At 70.7% G+C, this 17,498-nt stretch carries 21 protein-coding genes; 13 read left to right on the forward strand and 8 right to left on the reverse strand.

Annotation, left to right across the window (positions count from 1 at the left end; translation table 11 throughout):
• Positions 1 to 7: 7 nt before the first annotated feature.
• Genes ACFOWB_RS02040 through ACFOWB_RS02050 form a run of 3 tightly spaced genes read right to left on the reverse strand, consistent with a single transcriptional unit; the run spans position 8 to position 1,921 of the window.
• Positions 8 to 577 (reverse strand): cytochrome b, encoded by a 570-nt coding sequence (locus ACFOWB_RS02040; protein WP_261401554.1) that lies wholly within the window; start codon positions 575 to 577, stop codon positions 8 to 10.
• Positions 574 to 1,125: a cytochrome b gene (locus ACFOWB_RS02045; protein WP_378145395.1), complete on the reverse strand. Its 552-nt coding sequence runs from the start codon at positions 1,123 to 1,125 to the stop codon at positions 574 to 576. Before ACFOWB_RS02045 ends, ACFOWB_RS02040 begins: the two co-directional genes overlap by 4 nt.
• Positions 1,082 to 1,921 carry a RibD family protein gene (locus ACFOWB_RS02050; RefSeq protein ID WP_378145398.1) on the reverse strand — a complete coding sequence of 280 codons (840 nt, stop codon included), beginning with the start codon at positions 1,919 to 1,921 and terminating at the stop codon, positions 1,082 to 1,084. The genes ACFOWB_RS02045 and ACFOWB_RS02050 overlap by 44 nt, the downstream gene beginning before the upstream one ends.
• Before the next feature lie 237 nt (positions 1,922 to 2,158).
• On the opposite strand from ACFOWB_RS02050, the gene ACFOWB_RS02055 reads away from it, so the two are divergent.
• Together ACFOWB_RS02055 and fae are read left to right on the forward strand one after the other, a co-directional pair.
• On the forward strand, positions 2,159 to 2,812 hold the full coding sequence (locus ACFOWB_RS02055) for a carbonic anhydrase (protein ID WP_378145400.1): 654 nt from the start codon (positions 2,159 to 2,161) through the stop codon (positions 2,810 to 2,812).
• Positions 2,813 to 2,837: 25 nt separating this feature from the next.
• The gene (fae, locus tag ACFOWB_RS02060) at positions 2,838 to 3,377 is read left to right on the forward strand and encodes a formaldehyde-activating enzyme (protein WP_378145402.1); all 540 of its coding nucleotides are present in this window, start codon (positions 2,838 to 2,840) and stop codon (positions 3,375 to 3,377) included.
• Positions 3,378 to 4,145: 768 nt separating this feature from the next.
• Here the strand turns inward: fae and ACFOWB_RS02065 are convergent.
• The gene (locus tag ACFOWB_RS02065; protein WP_261401550.1) at positions 4,146 to 5,177 is read right to left on the reverse strand and encodes a hypothetical protein; all 1,032 of its coding nucleotides are present in this window, start codon (positions 5,175 to 5,177) and stop codon (positions 4,146 to 4,148) included.
• Between the two features lie 226 nt (positions 5,178 to 5,403).
• On the opposite strand from ACFOWB_RS02065, the gene moaB reads away from it, so the two are divergent.
• The gene (gene moaB, locus ACFOWB_RS02070; protein ID WP_261401549.1) at positions 5,404 to 5,982 is read left to right on the forward strand and encodes a molybdenum cofactor biosynthesis protein B; all 579 of its coding nucleotides are present in this window, start codon (positions 5,404 to 5,406) and stop codon (positions 5,980 to 5,982) included.
• A gap of 3 nt (positions 5,983 to 5,985) precedes the next feature.
• Positions 5,986 to 6,393: a barstar family protein gene (locus tag ACFOWB_RS02075; RefSeq protein WP_261401548.1), complete on the forward strand. Its 408-nt coding sequence runs from the start codon at positions 5,986 to 5,988 to the stop codon at positions 6,391 to 6,393.
• A 3-nt stretch (positions 6,394 to 6,396) separates the two neighbouring features.
• On the opposite strand, the gene ACFOWB_RS02080 is transcribed toward ACFOWB_RS02075, so the two are convergent.
• The gene (locus ACFOWB_RS02080) at positions 6,397 to 7,080 is read right to left on the reverse strand and encodes a glycosyltransferase (protein ID WP_378145405.1); all 684 of its coding nucleotides are present in this window, start codon (positions 7,078 to 7,080) and stop codon (positions 6,397 to 6,399) included.
• Between the two features lie 151 nt (positions 7,081 to 7,231).
• On the opposite strand from ACFOWB_RS02080, the gene ACFOWB_RS02085 reads away from it, so the two are divergent.
• The 4 genes from ACFOWB_RS02085 to ACFOWB_RS02100 all read left to right on the forward strand — a co-directional run bounded on the left by ACFOWB_RS02085 (position 7,232) and on the right by ACFOWB_RS02100 (position 10,179).
• On the forward strand, positions 7,232 to 8,410 hold the full coding sequence (locus tag ACFOWB_RS02085; protein WP_378145407.1) for a PA0069 family radical SAM protein: 1,179 nt from the start codon (positions 7,232 to 7,234) through the stop codon (positions 8,408 to 8,410).
• A gap of 74 nt (positions 8,411 to 8,484) precedes the next feature.
• Complete coding sequence (locus ACFOWB_RS02090; RefSeq protein WP_261401546.1) at positions 8,485 to 8,913, forward strand: VOC family protein; 429 nt, start codon at positions 8,485 to 8,487, stop codon at positions 8,911 to 8,913.
• Between the two features lie 45 nt (positions 8,914 to 8,958).
• Positions 8,959 to 9,627 carry a ribonuclease HII gene (locus ACFOWB_RS02095; protein ID WP_261401545.1) on the forward strand — a complete coding sequence of 223 codons (669 nt, stop codon included), beginning with the start codon at positions 8,959 to 8,961 and terminating at the stop codon, positions 9,625 to 9,627.
• Between the two features lie 57 nt (positions 9,628 to 9,684).
• Positions 9,685 to 10,179, forward strand: a complete 495-nt coding sequence (locus ACFOWB_RS02100; RefSeq protein WP_378145410.1) for a GFA family protein — start codon at positions 9,685 to 9,687, stop codon at positions 10,177 to 10,179.
• 8 nt (positions 10,180 to 10,187) lie between these two features.
• Here the strand turns inward: ACFOWB_RS02100 and ACFOWB_RS02105 are convergent, their stop codons facing one another.
• Positions 10,188 to 10,514 (reverse strand): hypothetical protein, encoded by a 327-nt coding sequence (locus tag ACFOWB_RS02105; protein ID WP_261401544.1) that lies wholly within the window; start codon positions 10,512 to 10,514, stop codon positions 10,188 to 10,190.
• 298 nt (positions 10,515 to 10,812) lie between these two features.
• Here ACFOWB_RS02105 and ACFOWB_RS02110 point away from each other — a divergent pair, with 298 nt between their 5' ends.
• On the forward strand, positions 10,813 to 11,955 hold the full coding sequence (locus tag ACFOWB_RS02110) for a site-specific DNA-methyltransferase (protein ID WP_261401543.1): 1,143 nt from the start codon (positions 10,813 to 10,815) through the stop codon (positions 11,953 to 11,955).
• Here ACFOWB_RS02110 and ACFOWB_RS02115 read toward each other — a convergent pair.
• Together ACFOWB_RS02115 and mutY are read right to left on the reverse strand one after the other, a co-directional pair.
• The gene (locus ACFOWB_RS02115) at positions 11,930 to 13,111 is read right to left on the reverse strand and encodes an MFS transporter (protein WP_261401542.1); all 1,182 of its coding nucleotides are present in this window, start codon (positions 13,109 to 13,111) and stop codon (positions 11,930 to 11,932) included. The two genes, ACFOWB_RS02110 and ACFOWB_RS02115, sit on opposite strands and share 26 nt — an antisense overlap.
• On the reverse strand, positions 13,108 to 14,235 hold the full coding sequence (gene mutY, locus ACFOWB_RS02120) for an A/G-specific adenine glycosylase (protein ID WP_378145413.1): 1,128 nt from the start codon (positions 14,233 to 14,235) through the stop codon (positions 13,108 to 13,110). The genes ACFOWB_RS02115 and mutY overlap by 4 nt, the downstream gene beginning before the upstream one ends.
• A gap of 66 nt (positions 14,236 to 14,301) precedes the next feature.
• On the opposite strand from mutY, the gene ACFOWB_RS02125 reads away from it, so the two are divergent.
• The 4 genes from ACFOWB_RS02125 to ACFOWB_RS02140 all read left to right on the forward strand — a co-directional run.
• The gene (locus ACFOWB_RS02125; protein WP_378145415.1) at positions 14,302 to 14,808 is read left to right on the forward strand and encodes a DUF721 domain-containing protein; all 507 of its coding nucleotides are present in this window, start codon (positions 14,302 to 14,304) and stop codon (positions 14,806 to 14,808) included.
• Positions 14,809 to 14,965: 157 nt separating this feature from the next.
• Positions 14,966 to 15,634, forward strand: coding sequence for a DsbA family protein (locus ACFOWB_RS02130; protein WP_261401540.1), 669 nt, complete (start codon positions 14,966 to 14,968; stop codon positions 15,632 to 15,634).
• A gap of 234 nt (positions 15,635 to 15,868) precedes the next feature.
• Complete coding sequence (locus ACFOWB_RS02135) at positions 15,869 to 16,282, forward strand: hypothetical protein (RefSeq protein WP_261401539.1); 414 nt, start codon at positions 15,869 to 15,871, stop codon at positions 16,280 to 16,282.
• An 88-nt stretch (positions 16,283 to 16,370) separates the two neighbouring features.
• A partial coding sequence (locus ACFOWB_RS02140; RefSeq protein WP_378145418.1) for an AAA family ATPase occupies positions 16,371 to 17,498 on the forward strand: 1,128 nt, incomplete at its 3' end.

Below are 17,498 nucleotides of genomic sequence, written 5' to 3' on the forward strand. Positions count from 1 at the left end.
CCTTTCCCTAGTCCGTCTCAGCCGGCGCGGTCGTCATCCGCGCCAGCACGGCGTCCTTCAGCGCGAAACGGTGATAGAGCGCGGCCGCGATGTGAAGCAGGATCAGCGCGCCGGCGATCAGCCCCATCGTGCCGTGGATCCCCAGCAGCGTCTTGGAGAAGTCTTCGTTCTTCGAGGCGATGTCGGGCAGCGTGAACAGGCCGTAGACCGAGACCGGCGCGCCGAAGGCGTTGGAGCCGGCCCAGCCGATTACCGGCATCACAAGAAGCAGCAGATAGAGCGTCCAGTGCACCGCATGGCTCACCCCGACCTGCCAACCCGCGAGCGAGGGCTCGGGAGGCGGCGGCGGCGCGGCCAGCCGGAAGGCGAGCCGGGCGAGCATCAGGACCAGCACGAGAAAGCCCGTGGATTTGTGGGCGGCGTAGAACCCGTCCTGGATCGGGCCCTTGGGCAGGCTCTCGAGCGAGATCCCGACCGGGATCATGCCGAGCACCAGGACGGCCACCGTCCAGTGCAGGATCTTCGCCGGAGTCCGGTAGCCGCCAGCGGCGGGGGCAGGAATTGCGGCGTCGCTCATCGCGCTCCTCCAAGCGTCATGCGGGACAGGACGGCGTCCTTGCGGACGTAACGGTGATGGAGCGCGGCCCCGACATGGAGCACGACGAGCGCCAGCAGCGCGTAGCCGAGGCCCTCGTGCCAGCCGTAGAGCGCCTCTCCGAGCGGCTTGTTCTCCGCCGTCAGCGTCGGAAGGTCGAACAGGCCATACATGCTGACCGGCCGGCCGAGCGCGTTCGAACCGGCCCAGCCGAGCACCGGCATGATCATCAGCAGCGCATAGAAGGCCCAATGCACGACGCCGCTCGCCGCCGCCTGCCAGGCGGGCGTGGAGGGGTCGGGCGGCGGGGGCGGATCGGCGAGCCGCAGGCGAATGCGCAGGAACATGAGGACCAGCACCACGACGCCGGTCGCCTTGTGCAGCATGGTGACGACGTCGCGCTCCGGACCCTTGGGCATGTAGCCGCGGCCGATCCCGACCGCGATCAGCGCGATCACCAGCGCCGCCACGATCCAGTGCAGCGCCCTAGCGGCCGGCGAATAACCCGCCGCGGGCGTTCGCTCGCTCATGGGCGCTCTCCTGGTCGTGTCGCAGGGTTTCGGCCTCGCGCCGCATGTCGCAGTCGAACAGAACGTCGCCGCCGGGCAGCGGGAAGCTCCGCGTGACGGGCCGCCGCGCATGGACGAGCTCGGCGACTGGCGCAAGCGCGAGGCCCGGCCGGCCGGAGCCGACGATAAGCGGCGCGACCATCACGTGGAGCCGATCGACCGCGTCAGCGGAGACGAAGCGCGAGACCGTGTCGGCCCCGCCCTCTATCAGGACGCGGCGAAAGCCGCGGCGGGCGAGCGCGGCGACGACGTCGCCGGGCGCGATCTGGCCGGCGGTCACCGGCAGATGCACGGTCTCGACGCCCTGGACCTGAGAGCGCCGCGCGCCCTCGGCGCGAATGACGAGGCGGCGGGCGCCGTCGTCGGCGAAGATGCTGGCGTCGTCGGGAACGCGCCCGGCGGGATCAAGCACGACGCGGGCGGGCGACGCGCCCTCGACGCGCCGCACGGTCAGCCGGCAGTCGTCTGCCAGCACCGTGCCGACGCCGACCAGCACGGCGTCCAGCAGCGCGCGCAGGCGGTGCAGATGTTCGACGCCGCCGGGACCGTTGATGAAGTGCGAGGCTCCCGTCACCGTCGCGATGCGGCCGTCGAGCGATTGGCCGAGTTGGGCGACGACGATCGAACGCGCGGTCGCGACCGGCAGCAGCGCCTCGCAAAGCGGATGGCGGCTGAGCGCCGCCGGCACGGTCGCGCCGTGGCGGGCGGCGCGGACCGCCTCCCAGGCGGCTTCGGCGTCGAGGTCGGTCGCGGCCATGGTCGCTTTCGATAGCGGCGCGTGTTTTGAACGCATCCAAATAAGCCCCCGCAGGCGCGTGGAAAGGCGTTCGCGCGCGCTCGTGACGAATTGCTGAGCCGCGCGCCGTCTTCCCTCGGCCTTTGGGCGAGGATGCGCAGATGTCGCGGGCGCTCCACAATGATCGCGCCTTGACGGCGGCCGGCCGGCATGATCGGTCGCCGCCGAAAGGCGCGCTGAAACATCAGGAGAGAGCAGATGGGCGAAACTGAACGTCCGGAGCCGGCCGCCGGCTCGCTCGACGCGCTGTTCGACGGCTACCGCCGGTTCCGCGAAAACGCCTGGCCGGAGCTGCAGCGCCGGTTCGAACGGCTCGCCAAGGGCCAGTCGCCGAAGGTCATGGTGGTGGGTTGTTCCGACAGCCGCGTCGACCCCCAGCAGATCCTCGACGCCGCGCCGGGCGAGCTGTTCGTGCTGAGAAACGTCGCGGCTCTCGTGCCGCCCTACGCGCCTGACCAGCGGCACCACGGCGCGAGCGCCGCGATCGAGTTCGCGGTGCGGGTGCTGAAGGTGAAGCGCATCGTCGTGCTGGCGCATGCCGGCTGCGGCGGCGTCAACGCGCTGTTCAACGGCGCCCCGCCGGAAGCCCAGGACTTCGTCGCCGGCTGGATGGACATCGCCGCGCGCGCCCGCGCGCACGTCGATCCCGCGCTTCAGGGCGAGGAACGCCAGAGCGCGGCCGAGGAGGCCTGCGTCGACGTCACCGTCGAGAACCTCATGACGTTCCCGTGGCTCGCCGAGCGCGTGAACGCCGGCGACCTCGAGATCACCGGCATGCATTTCGGCGTCGCGAACGGGTGCCTCCGCTGCCGCGACGAGCGCGGCTTCTGGGCCGACGCGCCGGGCCAGTGACCTTCCCTTCCTTCAGGAGACTTCGATGACCGATCTCACCATGCTGACCGGCGAGGCCACCGTGCTCGCGGCCGAGGGCCAGGCGACCGACGCCATGCCCGAGATCGTGATCGGCCTGAAGAGCGGCCCGGTCGGCCACGCCTTCGCGTCGATGCTCGCCCAGAGCGTCGGCCACACCTGCATGTTCGCGGTGCGCGACCTCAACCAGCTCGTGAAGCCCGCCACCATGATGACCTCGAAGGTCACGATCCCGAGCGCCGAATACGTCGACCTGCTCGGCGGCGTGGTTCAGGGCGCGATCTCGGATGGCGTGCTCGACAGCGTGATCGAGGGCGTCATCCCGAAGGAGATCGTCGAGGACATCTGTATCGTCGCGACGATCTGGCTCGACCTGCGCTGCGCCGAGGACGAAAACCTCGACAAGGCCGACCTCTACCGGACCAACTACGAGGCGATGAAGCTCGCCATCAAGCGCGCCTTCGCGAGCGAGCCGACGATCGACGAGCTGATCGCCAACCGCAAGACGATCAAGCACTACGCCCTCGACGGCGTGGTGGAGTACTGAGACGACGCCGCCTTTCTTGTCCCGGACTTGATCCGGGACCCAGAACCGTTACGGCGAGACCAGAACGCTGCGAGCGGCGGCGCTTAAGCGAGAAAGCGTGTCGGTTCTGGGTCCCGGATCAAGTCCGGGACAAGGGTCGCGCTACACCCGCGCCGCGAAGAACCTCACGCCCCGCCACGCGACGTTCGAGACCGCGCCCGCGAGCAACCCGCCGAGCCGCCTTTCTTGTTCCGGACTTGATCCGGGACCCAGAACCGATGCGGCGAGACCAGAACGCTGCGAGCGGCTGCGCTTGAGCGAGAAAGCGTGTCGGTTCTGGGTCCCGGATCAAGTCCGGGACAAGGGTCGCGCTACACCCGCGCCGCGAAAAACCTCACGCCCCGCCACGCGACGTTCGAAACCGCGCCCGCGAGCAGCCCGCCGAGCCGCCTTTCTTGTCCCGGACTTGATCCGGGACCCAGAACCGATGCGGCAAGACCAGAACGCTGCGAGCGGCGGCGCTTAGGCGAGAAAGCGTGTCGGTTCTGGGTCCCGGATCAAGTCCGGGACGAGGGTCGCGCTACACCCGCGCCGCGAAGAACCTCACGCCCCGCCACGCGACGTTCGAGACCGCGCCCGCGAGCAGCCCGCCGAGCCACATTTTTTGTCCCGGACTTGATCCGGGACACGGAACCGTTGCGGCGAGACCAGAACACGGCGAGCGGCGGCGCTTAGGCGAGAAAGCGTTTCGGTTCTGGGTCCCGGATCAAGTCCGGGACAAGGGTCGCGCTACACCCGCGCCGCGAAGAACCGCACGCCCCGCCACGCGACGTTCGAGACCGCGCCCGCGAGCAGCCCGCCGAGCCACATTGCGATCGCGATCAGGTGCTTGGCGATGAGCTCGGCGAAGCGCACCGTGGTGCGGAACGCCCGCAGGCTCGCCCGCCCCATCACTTCCGCGACCGCGCGTGAGCGCGCGCCGAAGCGCTCCGCGAAGCGGCGCAGATCCGGCAGGTCGTCGACGGTGCGGACATATTTCATCATCCGCACGGTCTCGGCCGTTCCCACCGCCGAGCCGACCGCGCGCAGATCCGCGGCCGGGCCCGACAGCGCGCCGAGCGCCCGCGCGCCGCGGCTCGCTTCGGGAGCGGCGTCGGCGGTTCGCCCTGCCGCCTTGGCGAAGCGGCGGCCGAGATCGGCGGCGAACTCGGCCGTCATCGCGCCGGTGCGCCGCGCGGCCTTGAGCACCGACAGGCTGAAGCGCGCCGGCGCCGCGCCGCCGGCGCTCACATAGGTCGCGGCCGTCACCGCCACGCCCGCGGCGGCGAGGCCGAGAATGAGGTCGCTGTGCTCCTCGCCCTTGGCGCGCGCGACGCCTTCGCGGGCGAGATCGCGCAGGTCGCCGATCACCGTCAGGTCGGCCGCGATCGCCCCGGCGAGCGAGGCCGTCCCGTCAATCTCGCCGGTGGCGAAGCCGCGCGCCGCGCCGCGGGCGTTGCGCATGGCGACGGCGGCTGGCGCTTCGGCGGCCGAAAGCCGAGCGAGCGTCTCCGCTGTAAGCGGCCGGCCGAGCTGCTGGCCGAGATCCGCGAAGCCGCGGGCGAGATCGACGTCGTCGGCCTCGAGCGCTGCGCGGGCGCGGGCCTCGAGACGCTCCGCCGGGGCGGCCTCTGCGAGCCCGCGCTCGATCGCGACCTCGAGCGGCACGGTGTAGCCGAGGTCCGACGCCGCTCCGACCGCGACCACCACGAGCGAGGCCGCGAGCGCGACCCGGCAACCGCGCGACGTCCAGTCCACGACACGGACCGCCCGCGCGCCCATCAGAACGCCGGCCGGGGATCGAAGGAGGAAACCGCAGGACCGATCATGGAATTCGCGCGCCCGGATGCGTAAGTGCTGGCCTGAAGGAGATGGCGGCTCGAAGCGCCTGCGCAAGCCGTGCTTCCCCGGCGCCGGCGCTCCTCACGAAAGCGCGACCCGCGCGCATTGGTCGCGCCGTCGCCCAAATGCGGTATTATCCGGTTCGACTCGGCGAAAGGTTGCGACCATGGCAGGCATCGACGAGGACCGCCCCTTCGTGCCGCTCGGCATCGCGGTGGTGACCGTGTCGGACACGCGCGGACCGGACGACGACAAGTCCGGCGCGACGCTTCGCGAGCGGATCGAGACGGCCGGCCATCGCGTCTCGGGACGGCAGATCGTGCGCGACGACCGCGAGGCTCTGCGCGCGGCGGTCTCGGGCTTCGTCGCCGATCCGGCGACCGACGTGGTGCTGACCACCGGCGGCACCGGCTTCACCGGCCGCGACCTGAGCCCGGACGCGCTGGAGCCTCTGTTCGAGAAGCGCATGGACGGCTTTTCGGCCCTCTTCCACGATTATTCCAAGGGCACCGTGGGAACCTCGACGCTGCAGTCGCGCGCGACCGCGGGCGTCGCGGGCAAGACCTTCGTGTTCGTGCTGCCGGGCTCGTCCGGCGCCTGCCGCGACGCCTGGGACGGGGTTCTGAAGGCGCAGCTCGACTATCGCCACCGCCCCTGCAACTTCGTCGAGATCCTTCCCCGGCTCGACGAACACCTGAAGCGCGGCAAGCTCAAGGGCGCGGCCCCGCCGCAAGGCGGGGCCTGAACGATGCGCCCGGGCCTCGAAACCTTCCGTTTCGAACCCGACCTCAGCGGCCGGATCAACGGGCGCTCGTTCTACTGGCGGCTTCCGGGCGACATCAGCGCCAAGGACGAACTGTTCGCCGTCTTCTCGAAATCGCTGTGGTTCCCCCGCGACTTCGGATTCGACTGGGACGGTCTTCTGGACTGCCTCTGCGATTTCGGCTGGATGTCGGACCGCAAGATCATCCTGGTGCACGACCGCCTGCCGCGCCTGCCGGAGCGCGAACTCAAGCTCTACCTGATCGTGCTTCGCGACGCCGTGCGCTGGTGGCGCTTCGAAGACCCGCACGAGCTGGAAGTCGTGTTTCCGGAAGACTTGCGCGGGCGGATCGAGGCCTTGCTGGCGGCCGACCCGGCGACGCTCCGGGGCTGACGCTCAGTAGAGCCGCGCGAGCAGGCTCGGCGGCACGCGCAGCATCAGCAGGCCGGCGCACAGCGCGGACTTCAGGCCGCCTGACCGCTCCTTCGGCGTCGCGCCTGCGGGCGCAAGCGCGCGCGCGCGCAGCCGCGTCAGACGCCCGGCCCCGATGCGGCGGACGAGATCGGCCTCCGCCATCACGGCGAGCGGACGGAAACCGCCGGTCTTTTCATAGAAGCTCTTGTGGATCAGCAGCCCCTGTTCGGGCCGCGGCAGGCCGGTGAGCAGCCGCGACAGCGCGGCCGAGACCTCCGCCATCCGCGCCTGCCGGCCGAAGCCGTCCTGCCCGAAGCTGAAGGTCGCGGCGCGGCGGCCAGTCTCGCCCGTGCGCTCCAGCGCGTCGGCGAACTGGCGCGCCTCATGGCGCCAGCTTTCGTCGAGCACGACGCCCGGCTCGAGGAACAGCAGCCACGGCCCCTTGGCCGCGCGGGCGGCGGCGTCGAGGCGCGAGCCGCGGTCGGGCCGGCCCTGCATCACGTCGCAGCCGGCGAGGTCGGCGATCTCGACGGTGGCGTCGGTCGAGCCGGCGTCCGTCACCACGACGTCGCGAACGAGGCCGTCGGCCGCGCCGGGCACAAGGGCCGCGAGCGTCGGCACGAGCCTCGCTTCGTCGTTCCGGGTGGGTATCACCACGCTCAACATGTCAGATCGCTAGCATGCCAGAAGCCTTCTGTCCGTTGCGGTTTTGCCCCTCGGCGTCTCAAAACGGAACGATGATGAATGTTCTTGATTTGTTCTGACGTCGATCCTAGCTTCGGGACCGCCACGACCCCGCAGGCACTGGAGGCAGCAGATGACCGCAGCCCTGAAGCTCGCTTTCCCGCACCAGAACGCCGCGCCGGTTTCCGGCGCCTCGCTGAAGCCCGCGGCGTCCGAGGTCGAGCCGCTTCCGATCGACCGCTCCCGCCGGCGCGGCCGGGGCACGACGACGAACGCGAGCGGCCGGTTCGAGCCTTATGCGCGCGTCGAGGTCGACGACGGCTGGGAGACCGGCGAGGAGCTGCCGGACTTCCGCACCGAAGTGACGCTCGAGACCGCGCGCACGGCGATCACCCGCAACCAGTCGCCCGACATCGCGTTCGACCGCTCGATCAACCCCTATCGCGGTTGCGAGCACGGTTGCGTCTACTGCTTCGCGCGGCCGACCCACGCGTTTCTCGGCCTCTCGCCCGGGCTCGATTTCGAGTCGAAGCTGGTGGCCAAGCCCAATGTCGCGGACCTTTTGCGCCGGGAGCTCGCGGCGGCGAGCTACAAGCCCCGCACCATCGCGCTCGGGACCAACACCGACCCCTACCAGCCGATCGAGCGCACCCACCGGCTGACGCGAAAAATCCTCGAGGTGCTGGAGGAGGCGCGCCATCCGGTCGGGATCGTGACGAAGTCGGCGCTCGTGACGCGCGACCTCGACATTCTGGCCCGCATGGCGGCGCAGGGGCTCGCCAAGGTCGCGATCTCGATCACCACGCTCGACCCCGCGCTCTCCCGCGACATGGAGCCGAGGGCCCCGACCCCGGCCAAGCGCCTCGAGACAGTGGCGAAGCTCGCGCAGGCGGGCGTTCCCGTGACGGTGCTGACCGCCCCGATCATTCCCTCGCTCAACGACCACGAGATCGACCGGCTGCTCGAAGCCGCGCACGCCGCCGGCGCGACCGAGGCCGGCTATGTGCTGCTGCGCCTGCCGAACGAGATCAAGGATCTCGTCTCCGACTGGCTGCTGGAGCGCCACCCCGCCAAGATGCGGCGCATCCTGTCGCTGGTGCGCGAGACCCGCGGCGGAAAGCTCTACGATTCGGGCTGGGGCGTGCGCCAGACCGGCGAGGGCGTCGTCGCCTGGACGATCGGGCGCCGATTCGAACTCGCGGCGCGACGCCTCAACCTCGCGCGGCGCCATCTCCGGTTGCGCACGGACCTGTTCACGCCGCCCGCACGCGCAAAAGGCGAGGCCAATGACGTCCAGCTGTCGCTATTTTGAACCAAATCCTAAACTCTGCGTAAGATGAGGACCGTTCACGGGCGCCGCACGCCGCGTAACCGAGCGAGGCTTCGATGCCCCTGCCGCTTCGCCTCACCCTGGTGACGCTCGGCGTCTCCGATCTTCCGAAGGCGACGGCGTTCTACGAACAACTCGGCCTCGTGAAATCCTCGCAGAGCAATGACGGCGTCAGTTTCTTCGACGTCGGCGGCGTGGCGCTCGCGCTGTTCGGCCGCGAGGCGCTGGCCGAAGACGCCGGCGTCGAGGCGGAGGGCGAAGGCTTTCGCGCCCAGTCGCTCGCCTGGAACCTCGCTTCGCCGGGCGACGTCGACAAGGCGGTCGTGCGCATGGTGGCGGCTGGCGGCAATCTCGTGAAGGCGGCCGAAAAGACCTTTTGGGGCGGCTACGCCGGCTACGTCTCGGACCCTGACGGCCATCTGTGGGAGCTCGCCCACAACCCGTTCTGGACCGACGCCGAGGGGCAGACGCGTCTGCCGGCCTGAACTTCCGAGGTCGCGCGCCGGGCGCGAATCGCCCAATTTCGCGCGATGGAAAACGTCGCGAAGATCTCCAGGCCGAAGACCCGAGCCGCCGCTCCGCGCGTCGCCGCGACTTTCGCGCGTGAGGCCGCCGCGATCGCCGCAGGCGCACGCCTCGTCGCAGGCGTCGACGAGGCAGGGCGCGGGCCGCTGGCCGGCCCCGTCGTCGCGGCCGCGGTCGTGCTCGAACCCACGCGCATCCCCGCGGGCCTCGCCGACTCCAAGGCGTTGACCCGGGAGCGGCGCGAGGCGCTGTTCCCGGAGATCATGGCGAGCGCCAGCGTCTCGTTCGTGGCGGCCTCCACGGTCACCATCGAGCGCCTCAACATCCGGGGCGCGACCCTTTGGGCGATGGCCCGCGCGCTCTCAGGGCTGAACGTTCCGCCCGACCTCGCGCTGATCGACGGAAACGTCGCTCCGCCGGGCCTCGCCTGCCGGGCGGAGGCGGTGGTGGCGGGCGACGCGAGCGTGCAGTCGATCGCCGCCGCCTCGATCGTGGCCAAGGTGATGCGCGACCGGATCATGGCGCGAGTCGCGGAAGAATTCCCGCTCTACGGCTTCGAGCGCCACATGGGCTATGGCGTTCCGGAGCATCTTGCGGCGCTGCGCCGCCATGGCCCCTGCCCCCATCATCGCCGCGGCTTCGCCCCGATCGCGGCGCTCATCGCCGCCGCCTGAGGCGGAACCGGATTGCGGCCCACGGCCTTTTCTTTCCGTGACGGGAAGGAGGTCGCCATGCCGATGACGCTCAAGGGCTCGTGCCGCTGCGGCGGAGTGCGCTTCGTGGTCGAGAGCTCCGGGCCGGCGCCCTACCAGCTCTGTTATTGCTCGATCTGCCGCAAGACCGCGGGCGGCGGAGGCTACGCCATCAATCTGAGCGCCGACGCGCGCACGCTGAAGGTTTCAGGCGAGATGAGGCCCGCGGTCTACCGCGCCGAAATCGCGGACCAGGACGGGATCTGCGAGACCTCGACCGGCGAGCGCAACTTCTGTCCGCGCTGTGCGACGGCGCTCTGGCTCTACGACCCGTCCTGGCCGGACCTCGTCCATCCCTTCGCCTCGGCGGTCGACACCGAGCTGCCGAAGCCGCCGGCGCGCGCGCATCTGATGTTGCGCTTCAAACCAGAGTGGGTCGACCCGAACGTCGGCCTAGACGACAAGCGCTTTGACCTCTATCCCGACGAGTCGATCGAGGACTGGCACAGGCGCCACGGCCTCTGGATCGACTGATCCGGCGGTCAGGCCGCCGCCGCCGCGACGAAGCGGTTGCGGAACTCGTGGGTCATCGCGGCGAAGAACAGTTTCTGGCTCTCGAGCTCCTCGCCTTCCGGACGCCCCCGCCTGCCCGGCGAGGCCTGCTCCATCGCCTCCGTCGCGGCGTCGAGCCGCTCGAACAGGCTTTCAAAGAACCGCAGCCCGTTGAGGCTCGGCCCGTCGATCGAGGCCGAGATGTAGTCCGCAAGCGCATAGGTGCGCTCGTCGAGGTCCGGCCTGTCGGAAACGGCGTAGTCGGCCGCCTGGGTGGCGATGACCTCCATCGCCTGTCCCACGCTGATCGTCGTCATGGCGCTCTCCGCGACGTGTGATCGGACGACCATCACGCCGGGTCGTGGTTGACGAAGCGTAAAGCGCGAACCGGAACTGCGCGCTTCAAGACGATCCTCGGGCCTTCTCGAGCCGTAAGGGCGGTTCACCCCAAGACGGGCGAGCCTCATGCCGAGGAGCCCGCGCCGAGCGGGCGTCTCGCGGTCCGTTTCAGCCGCGGACGCCGTCAACCTTCCGTTCACCCTGTTTCTTGAGTCCGCCTTTACGTTACCAAAGCGAGACTCGGGGCCGTCAAAGCGTAAACAGGACGGCGGCCACATGGCGTATCGGCGGAACGGAGCGGCGCTCGCGCGCTCGACTGAAGCCCCTGCCCTTCACCCGGATCTGCCGCTCGATCGGATCCTGATCGGCGACTGCATCGCGGAGCTCGAGAAGCTGCCGGCGGCGTCCGTCGATCTCGTCTTCGCCGACCCGCCCTACAATCTCCAGCTTCAGGGCGACCTGCGTCGGCCCGACCAGAGCCTCGTCGACGCCGTCGACGACGCCTGGGACCAGTTCGAGAGCTTTTCGGCCTACGACGCCTTCACCCGCGCCTGGCTCCTGCAGGTGCGCCGCGTGCTGAAGCCGACCGGCACGCTCTGGGTCATCGGCTCCTACCACAACATTTTTCGCGTCGGCTCGGCGCTTCAGGATCTCGGCTACTGGATCCTGAACGACGTCGTGTGGCGCAAGACCAACCCGATGCCGAACTTCCGGGGCCGCCGCTTCACCAACGCCCACGAGACGCTGATCTGGGCCGCGCGCGGCGCGGATTCGAAGGGCTACACCTTCAATTACGAAGCGCTGAAGGCCGGCAACGAGGATCTGCAGCCCCGGTCCGACTGGCTGATCCCGATCTGCTCGGGCGGCGAACGCCTCAAGGGCGACGACGGCAAGAAGGCTCATCCGACCCAGAAGCCCGAGGCGCTGCTCGCCCGCGTGCTGCTGTCGGCCTCGAAGCCCGGCGACGTGGTGCTCGATCCGTTCTTCGGCTCCGGCACGACCGGCGCTGTGGCCAAGCGCCTCGGCCGCCATTTCGTCGGCGTCGAGCGCGACCGGGAGTACGCCGCCTACGCCAAGGCCCGCATCGACGCGGTCGAGCCGGAGGCGCATGAGGCCATCGTCCAGGCGCCGGCGAAACGCGAGGCCGCCCGGGTGGCGTTCTCCGCCGTCGTCGAGCGCGGGCTGGTGAAGCCCGGAACGCGGCTCGTGGACGACCGCGGCCGCTACGAGGCGACCGTGCGCGCCGACGGCACGCTTGCGCTCGGCTCCGTGGTCGGCTCGATCCACCGCATCGGCGCGATCGCGCAGGGGCGCGAGGCCTGCAACGGCTGGACGTTCTGGCACGTCGCCGGGCCGAAGGGGCTGGTCGTGCTCGACGCCTTCCGCGAGACGGTCAGGGCCGAGGAGAAGGCGGGCTGATCGTCCGCCGCGCGAAGAGCGCGACGATCGCCGCGGCGACGACCAGCAGGCCGAAGCCGAAGCGCAGGCCGAAGGCGTCCGACAGGAAGCCGATGGCCGGCGGTCCCAGCAGGCCGCCCGAATAGCCCATCGAGGCCACCATCGCGAGCGCGGCCGCGGGCGCGACGCCGGGCGCGCGGGTCGCGGCGGAAAACAGCGGCGGCACGATGTTGGCGAAGCCGAGCCCCGCCGCGAGAATGCCGGCGAACGCCACCCACGGGTTCGGCGCGAACGTCACGACCAGCAGCGAAACCGCCGCGACCGCTCCCGAAAGCTGCACCGCCCTCGCCGGGCCGAGCGCTTCCACGAAACGGTCGCCGAGAAGGCGCCCAATCGTCATGGTGGCGGAGAAGGCGGCGTAGCCGGCGGCCGCAAGTCCGAGCGACGCGCCCGCGACGTCGCGCAGGAACAGCGCGCTCCACTCCATCATCGCGCCCTCGCAAAGAAACGAGCAGACGGTCAGCAGCCCGAGCAGCAGCACGGCGCGGCTCGGAAGCCTCAGCCCGTGGCCGCCCTCCGTCTCCGGCCTGTCCTCGAAGGCGAGGAAGCGCGCGGCCGCCAGGACGATCAGCGCGACGACCGCTCCGCCGGCCCCCATGCCGAGCTTGGCCCCGACAGCAAGCCCGACGAGACCCGCCGCGCCCGCCGCCCCGAACAGGCCGCCGATGGAGAAGAAGGCGTGGATCGACGACATGATGGGTCGTCCGAAGGCCTTCTCGACCGCGGCCGCATGAGCGTTCATGGCGATGTCGATGCCGCCGAGCGAGAGGCCGAGCAGGAAGGCCGACAGGCCGAGCGTGACCGGATCCGGCATGTGGGGCGGCAGGGCCAGGGCGACCGCGATGGCGAGCCCAGAGGCGATCGAGACCGCGACGGCGCCGAAGCGGTGGATCAGCGCGCCCGAGCACGGCATCGCGACCACCGCGCCGATCCCCATGGCGAGCATCACGAGCCCAAGGGTCGAATCGTCGAGGGCGAGACCCGATTTCAGCAGCGGGATGTGGGCGGCCCAAACGCCCAGAGCCGCCCCGCAGACGAAGAACAGCGCAAGCGTCGCCAGGCGCGCGCGCCACAGCGTGCGCCGCGACGGCGCGATCGGCTCCGCGGCGGCGGTCATCGCGCGGCGCGGCGGCGGATGGGGGCGTCTGTCATCGGGGCGTCTGTCATGGCGGCGCTCTTCGCATGGACGAGCGCCTTGCGGAAGACGGTCGGCAGCGCCTCGCCCGGAAGATCCCCGGCCTGCACCCAGCGCGCGCCTGTCGGGGCCGGAACGTCGGCGCCGACCTCCGCCGTCATCACCGCGAGCTCCAGCGAAAAATGGGTGAACACATGGGCGGCGGCTCCCGGAACGCGCCGCCAGCGCGCCGAAAGCGGCGCCTCGGCCGCGAGCGTCTCGCCGGACGCGGAAAGATCGACGTCCTCGGCCCAGCGCCCGGTCGGAATCTCGGCCATGCCGCCGAGCAGGCCCTTGGGCGGACGGTCGCGCAGCAGCGTCGCGCCGTCGGGCCGGGTCGCGACGAAGGCGACGCCGCGGCGGGTGGGCTTGGCGGCCTTCTTGGCCTTGCGCGGATAGGTCTCGGGCGCGCCTTCCGCCCTGGCGGCGCAGGACGCGCTCCACGGACAGAGCGCGCAAGCAGGCTTTCGCGGCGTGCAGATCGTGGCGCCGAGATCCATCGTGGCTTGCGCGAAGTCGCCGTGGCGGCTCTTCGGCGCGAGCGTCGCGGCGAGCCGCCGGATCTCGGGCTTGGCGCCCGGCATCTCCGCCGCCACGGCGAAGAGCCGCGAGACCACACGCTCGACATTGCCGTCCACCACGGTCGCCGGCCTGTCGAAGGCGATCGAGGCGATGGCGGCGGCGGTATAGGGACCGACGCCCGGCAGCGCGAGCAGCTCCGCCTCGCTGCCTGGGAAACGCCCGCCATGGCGCTCGACCACCGCCTTGGCGCAAGCGTGAAGATTGCGGGCCCGCGAATAATAGCCAAGGCCCGCCCAGAGCTTCAGCACGTCGTCGAGCGGGGCCGCGGCGAGCGAAGCGACGTCGGGAAAACGCTCGAGGAAGCGCAGGAAATAGGGGCCGGCGGCCTTCACCGTCGTCTGCTGCAGCATGATCTCGGAGAGCCACACCCGATAGGGCTCGGTGCGGCGGCCCGGCGCGGCGCGCCACGGGAGCGCGCGGCGATGACAATCGTACCAGGCGAGCAGCGCGGCGGGCTCGGGTTTGGGTTGTGCGGCTGCGGCCAAGGTCTAGACTCGGTGAAACGCGGGGGCGGAAGGTCGGCCCGCCACATGATCGGATTCCAAAGTACGATGCTTAAGCCGCGTCCGACCAAGCGCCTGTCTGACCTGTTGCCGCAAGCCATGGGCCCCGCGGCCGCGCGGCAGGGGTTTGCGGGCGCCGAGATCGTGTCGCGCTGGGCGGAGATCGTCGGGCCGGAGCTCGCCGCGGTGTCGGCGCCGCAGAAGCTCGGCGTCCCGGCCCGCGCGCCTGCGCAGGATCCCGACGCCGCCCCGCCGCGCGCGACGCTGACCGTGCGGGCCGAGGGCGCGTTCGCGCTCGAGATCCAGCACCGTTCGGCCGAGATTCTCGAACGGGTCAACGCCCATCTCGGCTGGCCCTGCGTGGGTCAGGTGAAGATCCGGCAGGGCCCGGTCGCGGAGCTGCGGCGGCGCAAGCCCGTCCCGCCCCGGCCGCCCGAGCCGACCGCCGAGGAGCGCGGCCGCGTCGAGACCGCGACCGCGACGATCGAGGACGAGGGGCTGGCGGACGCGCTGAGGCGCCTCGGCGGCGCGGCGCTCGCCCGGTCGAGGCGCTGAGGAGCTTGGTTCAAGAGGGCGTGACGGCGGGCCGACCTCCGTCCAACTTGCTCACGCCACATTCTTCTTGCGAAAAGAGCCGTGGCCCGCGACTTTCGCGCGCCAGAACGTTTTAAGATCGCACGGCCGCCCGGCGGCCCGACCGCGAGGATCCGTCGTGACCCTGACCCGCCGCCGCCTTCTCGAGACCGCAGCCGTCACCGCCGCCGGCTTCGCGGCGCTCTCGCTCGCGCCGAAGCTCGGCTTCCTCGGCGAAGCCCTCGCCCAGGCCCCCGACCCGCAGGAGCTGCTGGTCGCCGGCCCGCTCGGCGAGAAGGCCGAAGGCAAGGACGACGCGCCGGTCACGATGATCGAATACGCCTCGACGACCTGCGGCCACTGCGCCCAGTTCGCGCTCAACACCTTCCCGAAGATCAAGGCCGAATACGTCGACACCGGCAAGCTGCGCTTCATCCTGCGCGAATTCCCGCTCGATCCGCTCTCGGCCGCGGGCTTCATGATCGCGCGCTGCGCCGGCGACGACAAATACTTCGCCGTCGTCGACCTTCTGTTCAAGGAGCAGAAGCAGTGGGCCTACGCCGACAAGCCGGTGGAGGGGCTGCAGAATCTCGTCAGGCAGATCGGCATGTCGCAGCAGAGCTTCGAGCAGTGCCTGTCCAACCAGGAGATCCTGGACGGCGTGAACTGGGTGCGCTCGCGCGCGGCCGAGAAGTTCGGGGTGAATTCGACCCCGACGTTCTTCATCAACGGCAAGATCCAGCGCGGCGCCGTGAGCTTCGAGGACTTCAAGAAGATCATCGACCCACTGGTCGACAAGAAGGCCTGAGGCTCGGGCTGCTTTTTCCTGAGCGATAGCGCTCGCCTCCTCCACCATCGCTGACGCGATGGTCCCCCTCCTCCGCTTCGCAGAGGAGGATCAAGAGAGGGGGCGCGTTCTGTGCGCGGATCCTCCCCTGTCGAAGACGGGGGAGGGGGACCACCCGCAGGGTGGTGGAGGGGGCAGGCGCCGCCGCCCTGGCGTAAAACGCCTCAAGATCCGGCCATCAGGGCCGGCGACCATATGACCGAGAGGCCGATCGATCTCGACGTCGCGCGAGAATTCTCGCTCGCGAACGCCGCACTGAGGGATCTCGCGGCCGGCGACGGAACGCGCTGGAAGGAGGCCGTCGGGGAGCTGCATTCGCAGTATGGCGAGCTTCCCGTCTGGGTCCTGCTCCATGAGGACGACGACCTTCGCCAGACCCATGCGGCGCTATGCGAGACGCTTCGGCCCCATATGGAGCGCCTCGCCCCGTTGCAGATCGTGCTGCTCTACGAGGTCGTGGTCGGCGGCGAGGCGTTCGCCGCGAGGCTCTCGGGCAATGACGCTGTGTTCTCGGCCGCTTCGGGCGGCGACACGCGTCTCACATGGCGCGCCCAGCCGAGGGGCCTCAGCACGGTGTTCAGGTCGCGCGACTGCCGACGGACGACGTAATCGGCGGCCGCGGCTTTGCGGTTCGATTCCCGTGGAAAGGCCCTCCGCGCCTTAAGCGCCCCGCCGGCCTTCGCGCTAAAATCCCCCAATGAACTTCACGCGCCTCAGACTTGCGGGCTTCAAGACCTTCGTCGACGCCACCGACGCGCCGATCGAGCCGGGGCTGACCGGCGTCGTCGGGCCGAACGGCTGCGGCAAGTCGAACCTCGTCGAGGCGCTGCGCTGGGTGATGGGCGAAAGCTCGTTCAAGAGCCTTCGCGCCTCCGGCATGGACGACGTGATCTTCGCCGGCAACACCAGCCGCCCGGCGCGCAACCACGCCGAAGTCTCGCTGATCCTCGACAATTCCGCCGGCCTCGCGCCCGCGCCGTTTCAGAACGCGGCCGAGATCGAGGTCAGCCGCAAGATCTCGCGCGGTCTCGGCTCGAGCTACCGGGTGAACGGACGCGAGGTGCGGGCCCGCGACGTGCAGCTGCTGTTCGCCGACGCCTCTTCGGGCGCGCGCTCGCCCTCGATGGTGGGCCAGGGCCGCATCGGCGAGATCATCAACGCCCGCCCCGACCAGCGCCGCCGCATCCTGGAGGAGGCCGCCGGCATCGCGGGGCTCCACGCCCGCAGGCGCGAGGCCGAGAGCCGCCTCGAGGGCGCGGAAGCGAACCTCGCCCGGGTCGAGGACGTGCTGGTGAAGCTCGGCGAGCGCGCCGAGGCGTTGAAGCGGCAGGCCCGCTCGGCCGAGCGCTACCGGGCGCTCACCGAGGAGATCCGCCAGGCCGAGGCGGCCCTGCTCGTCGCCCGGCATCGCCTGGAAGCCGAGGGCGCTCTCGCCGCCGAGGCCGCCGAGGCGAAGGCGCTTGCGGGCGTCGCCGACGCCGCCCGGGCGCAGGGCGAGGCGGCGCGCGCGGAGGCGGTCGCGGGCCATGCGCTCGGCCCGGCGCGCGAGGCGTCGACCCAGGCCGAAGCCGCCTTGCGCAAGATCGCGGTGACGGCCGGCGAGCTCGAGGGCGAGGAGGCGCGGGCGCGCAAGCGGCTCGCCGAGCTCGTCCAGCGTCTTGCACAGATCGAGCGCGACGGCGCCCGCGAGAGCGCCATGGCGGCCGACGCCGCGACGAGCCTCGAGCGGATCGGCGCCGCGATCGAGGCGCTCGGGCCCGAGGCGGCGGATGACGCGGCGGCGGACGAGGCGGCGCGCGCGCGTCTTTCCGAGACGGAGGCCGCC

It is taken from the genome of Chenggangzhangella methanolivorans, from assembly GCF_042648545.1.
GTDB lineage: Bacteria > Pseudomonadota > Alphaproteobacteria > Rhizobiales > Methylopilaceae > Methylopila > Methylopila methanolivorans.